This window comes from Bacillus sp. LL01 (assembly GCF_001037965.1).
In genome coordinates this window covers 1-4,691 of the sequence record NZ_LFEL01000148.1, presented here as the reverse complement: position 1 = coordinate 4,691, position 4,691 = coordinate 1, and the positions used below count along the sequence as shown (strand labels likewise).

At 39.9% G+C, this 4,691-nt stretch carries 2 protein-coding genes and 1 pseudogene; all 3 read right to left on the bottom strand.

The window, feature by feature from the left end; translation table 11 throughout:
- The coding region (lon, locus tag AB685_RS26660) for an endopeptidase La (protein WP_047973618.1) at positions 1–2,325 on the bottom strand (2,325 nt) is incomplete at its 3' end.
- Between the two features lie 213 nt (positions 2,326–2,538).
- Positions 2,539–4,209, bottom strand: coding sequence for an ATP-dependent protease LonB (gene lonB / locus AB685_RS26655; RefSeq protein ID WP_047973617.1), 1,671 nt, complete (start codon positions 4,207–4,209; stop codon positions 2,539–2,541).
- A gap of 161 nt (positions 4,210–4,370) precedes the next feature.
- A pseudogene (locus tag AB685_RS26650) lies at positions 4,371–4,691 on the bottom strand (ATP-dependent Clp protease ATP-binding subunit ClpX); the annotation flags it as partial.

The window sequence follows — 4,691 nt, the reverse complement described above, 5'->3', positions numbered from 1 at the left end:
TTTCTTCTCTCCCAACGCATGCTTTAAGACGTCTTCTAAGTGCCCAACTAGAATGTAGTTAAGATCTTGGCGAACACTTTCGGGTACATCTTCCAGATCTTTTTCATTGTCTTTTGGAATGATGATCGTCTTAAGACCAGCTCGATGTGCACTCATTGACTTTTCTTTAAGTCCGCCAATCGGTAGTACACGTCCTCTTAATGTAATTTCCCCAGTCATTCCTACTTCTTTCTTTACTACACGACCAGTCAAAGCAGAAATGAGGGCTGTTGCCATAGTAATCCCAGCTGATGGACCATCTTTAGGTGTAGCACCCTCTGGAACATGAATATGGATATCATTTTTCTCATGAAAATCCGCATCAATGTTAAGCTCTTTTGACCTTGCACGAATATAACTAAAAGCAGCTTGCGCCGACTCTTTCATCACATCGCCTAATTTACCTGTTAACGTTAATTTACCTTTACCAGGCGAAAGCGATACTTCAATAGATAATGTATCACCACCGGCAGATGTGTAAGCAAGACCAGTAGCCGCTCCCACTTGATCTTCTACTTCTGCTATACCGTAGCGAAAACGTGGTTTACCTAGCATTTCCTCAGCGGTCTTTTGAGTAAGTATAACACGCTTTTTGGTACCCGTTACGATCATTTTAGCAGCTTTTCTGCATAATGTGGCAAGTTGTCTCTCTAAATTACGAACCCCTGCTTCTCTTGTATAATAACGAATGACCTTTTGAATGGCCTCATCTTTTACTTGTATCATCGATTTTGATAGCCCATGATCTTTCATTTGCTTAGGTAGGAGATAATTTTTAGCAATTTGCATTTTCTCCACTTCCGTGTACCCTGCAATATGAATCATTTCCATACGATCTCTAAGRGGACCAGGAATAGTGGCAATGTTGTTAGCTGTTGTCACAAACATAACCTTTGAAAGGTCATATGGCTCCTCAATATAATGATCACTAAAAGTATGATTCTGTTCAGGATCTAACACTTCTAATAAGGCAGAAGAAGGATCACCACGGAAATCATTTGCCATCTTATCAATTTCATCTAGTAAGAAGACCGGATTAATTGACCCAGCTTTTTTCATTCCTTGGATCATCCGGCCTGGCATTGCGCCGACGTATGTACGACGGTGACCACGTATCTCCGCTTCATCTCTCACTCCGCCTAACGATATGCGAACAAAATTACGATTAAGTGAGCGAGCAATGGAACGTGCCAACGATGTTTTCCCGACACCAGGAGGGCCAGATAAACATAAAATCGGACCTTTTAGCTCATTTGTTAATTGTTGAACGGCTAAATATTCAAGTACGCGTTCTTTTACTTTTTCTAAGCCATAATGATCTTCGTTTAAAATATCTTCTGCACGATTCRCATCGAGTTGATCCTCAGTTTCATTCGTCCACGGTAATTGCACAAGCCACTCAATGTAATTTCTCAGAACGGAGCTTTCAGCTGAATTAGCTGGCATTTTCTCATAGCGWTCAAGCTCTTTAAGAGCTTTCTCTTCTACAGACTTTGGCATAGTAGCTTCTTCAATTTTTTCTTTTAAAGAAGCTACTTCTCCTGTGCGTCCTTCACGGTCGCCCAATTCTTTTTGAATCGCCTTCATTTGTTCCCGTAAATAATATTCTTTTTGCGTTTTTTCCATTGATTTTTTTACACGCTGACCAATCTTTTTCTCAAGGCCTAACACTTCTTGTTCGTTATTTAAAATCTCTATTAAATGAAGCAGTCTTTCAACCACATTATTCATCTCAAGAAGCTCTTGCTTTTCAGCCAACTTAAGGGGAAGATTAGATGCTAATACATCTGCAAAGCGGCTAGGTTCTGATATGTCTGAAACCGTTGCTAACGTTTCTGCTGATACTTTTTTACTCACCTTCGTATATTGCTCAAACATCTCCAGCAAGTTTCTCATAATTGCTTGAGTTTCAGCAGTACGATCTGTTTGTTCATTAGATAACTCTGTCATTTCTACTTCAAGAAAATCAGCATTATCTAGATATTCTTCAATCCTTGCACGGTGCAGTCCTTCAACGTGAATACGTACTGTACCATTTGGAAGTTTTAACAATTGTTTAATCTTAGCGAGAGTTCCCACTGAATAAATTTCATCATTCGTTGGTTCATCAATTGAAATTTCCTTTTGTGTAGATAAAAGGATTTCCTCATCTTCATTCATTGCAAATTCTAATGCCTGTACTGACTTAGCACGCCCAACATCTAGATGAAGTACCATCGATGGGAAGACGAGCAGGCCGCGTAAAGGCAGAAGCGGAATAGTTCGTTTTGTTTTTTCTGCGACCATCCGCATACACCTCCAAATTTCCTAGTTCCGAATCAATACCCTTTATCAAGAAAACCTTAACATCCATTCGCAATAACTAGTTCGAATGAATTGGGTTCATTTGGCTCAATTGCTAAAAGATTCGAATTTGATCTCCACTAATTTTATCTTATCCCCCATTCTTTGTCTAATGTAAGTAGCCAGAGAAATCAAGAGCTGACCTTGAAATTCCCGTTAAACAGGTGTTGGGGAAGTATTAAGTCCGGTACTAGCAGGGATGACCTCTTCAGTAGCTTCTTCGCACTCTATTGCTAACTCCAGTACTTCATSTAGATGTGAAACAGCAATAATTTCAATCCCGTCTACTTCCTTTAGTATCGCTTGCTCATTTTCTTTCGGAATAATTACTTGCGTGGCACCGGCTAATTTAGCAGCTTCTACCTTAGCAACGACTCCACCAATCGGCTTTACCGACCCGTGAATGCCTAACTCACCCGTCATGGCAATTGTATTTTTGACTTTATGTCCTTGAATGGCAGAAAAAATACCTGTTGCTATAGCAATTCCAGCTGAAGGTCCATCCACAGGACCACCGCCCGGAAAATTCACATGTACATCATAATCTTGAGTTGGAATGCCCATTCGACGAAGGACGGTTACAACATTTTCAACAGATCCTTTGGCCATACTTTTTCGTCTTATGGAGCGCATTTGATTACCAGTACTTTCTTCCTCGGCAATGCCTGTGATRTTAACAGATCCTTTGCCACGATTTTCGATCACATTAACTTCTATTTCAAGAAGAGCGCCCATATTAGGACCAAATACTGCTAATCCATTAACCAGCCCTACTGCTGGATCTTCATGTATTTTACGTTCTGGACGAGGAGTTAATTGGCTTGCATGTAATACCCATTCTACATCTCTAATTGTTACTTCTTCTCTTCCTTCTGACGTAGCTACACCTGCTGCAATTTGAACAATATTTACTGCTTCACGGCCATTTGTAGCATATTTTGCGATACGTTCTATCGCTTGTTCTTCTGCTTTAAATGCAAGCTTATCAACGGCCTTTTTAGCAATTGATACAATTTCTTGTGGCTTTAACGCACGGAAATACACTTCTAGGCATCTTGACCTGATCGCTGGAGGTAATTCTTGTGGCGTACSTGTCGTTGCACCGATTAAACGAAAATCTGCCGGAAGCCCCTTTTGAAAAATTTCATGAATATGCTTAGGAATTTGTTGATTTTCTTCGCTATAATAGGCACTTTCAAGAAATACCTTTCGATCTTCTAATACTTTCAATAATTTATTTAATTGGATCGAATGAAGTTCTCCGATTTCATCAATAAATAGAACACCACCATGTGCTTTTGTCACAGCTCCATGTTTAGGTTGGGGGATGCCTGCTTGACCCATTGCGCCTGCACCTTGATAAATAGGATCATGTACTGAACCAATTAATGGATCAGCAATTCCTCTTTCATCAAATCTAGCTGTCGTTCCATCCAATTCTACAAATACCGCTTCGTGTCGAAATGGAGATTGACTATTTTTCTTTGCTTCTTCTAAGACGAGACGTGCTGCCGCCGTTTTCCCGACACCTGGAGGTCCATATACAATAACATGCTGAGGATTTGGTCCACATAAAGCTGCTCTCAGTGACCGAATCCCTTCTTCTTGTCCGACGATATCATCGAAACTAATAGGGCGAACCTTTTCTGATAATGGTTCACTTAATTGTATGGCACGCATCTTCCTTAATTGTTCCATCTCTTTTTTAGAGTCTCTATCAATTGTCACTCGTTGGTTTCGTTGAGATTTTAACAAATTCCAARAGTACACCCCTATAATCACGCCAAAGAATAACTGAATCACTAATGCAATCGCTGTCCAATTCATCCTGTTACCTCCTGATGTAGTCATTAACTGTTTTTCTTAGTATGACCGACAACTATCTCACTAACCAAAGAAAATGCGAGTTCTAAAAATTCCTCTTTACTTTTTTCTAGATGAAGACAAAAAAAACACACCCCGCTTTGGAGGTGTGCTTTAAAAGCTCATTATGCACTTTCTTTCGGCTCTTCTTTAGACAACGAAATTTCAGTGCCGTCTTCTGTTTTTAAGATCGGTAACTCTTGATCTGTAATACACTTAGCGTGAATCACACAAGTGACAACATCTTTGCGTGAAGGAAGATCAAACATTACATCAAGCATAATTCCCTCAATGATCGAACGTAGCCCACGAGCGCCCGTTTTACGCTCAATGGCCTTTTTAGCAATCTCAACAAGTGCATCATCTGTAAATTCTAGTTCCACATCATCAAGTTCTAATAACTTCTGATATTGCTTCACAAGAGCATTTTTTGGCTTTGTTAAGAT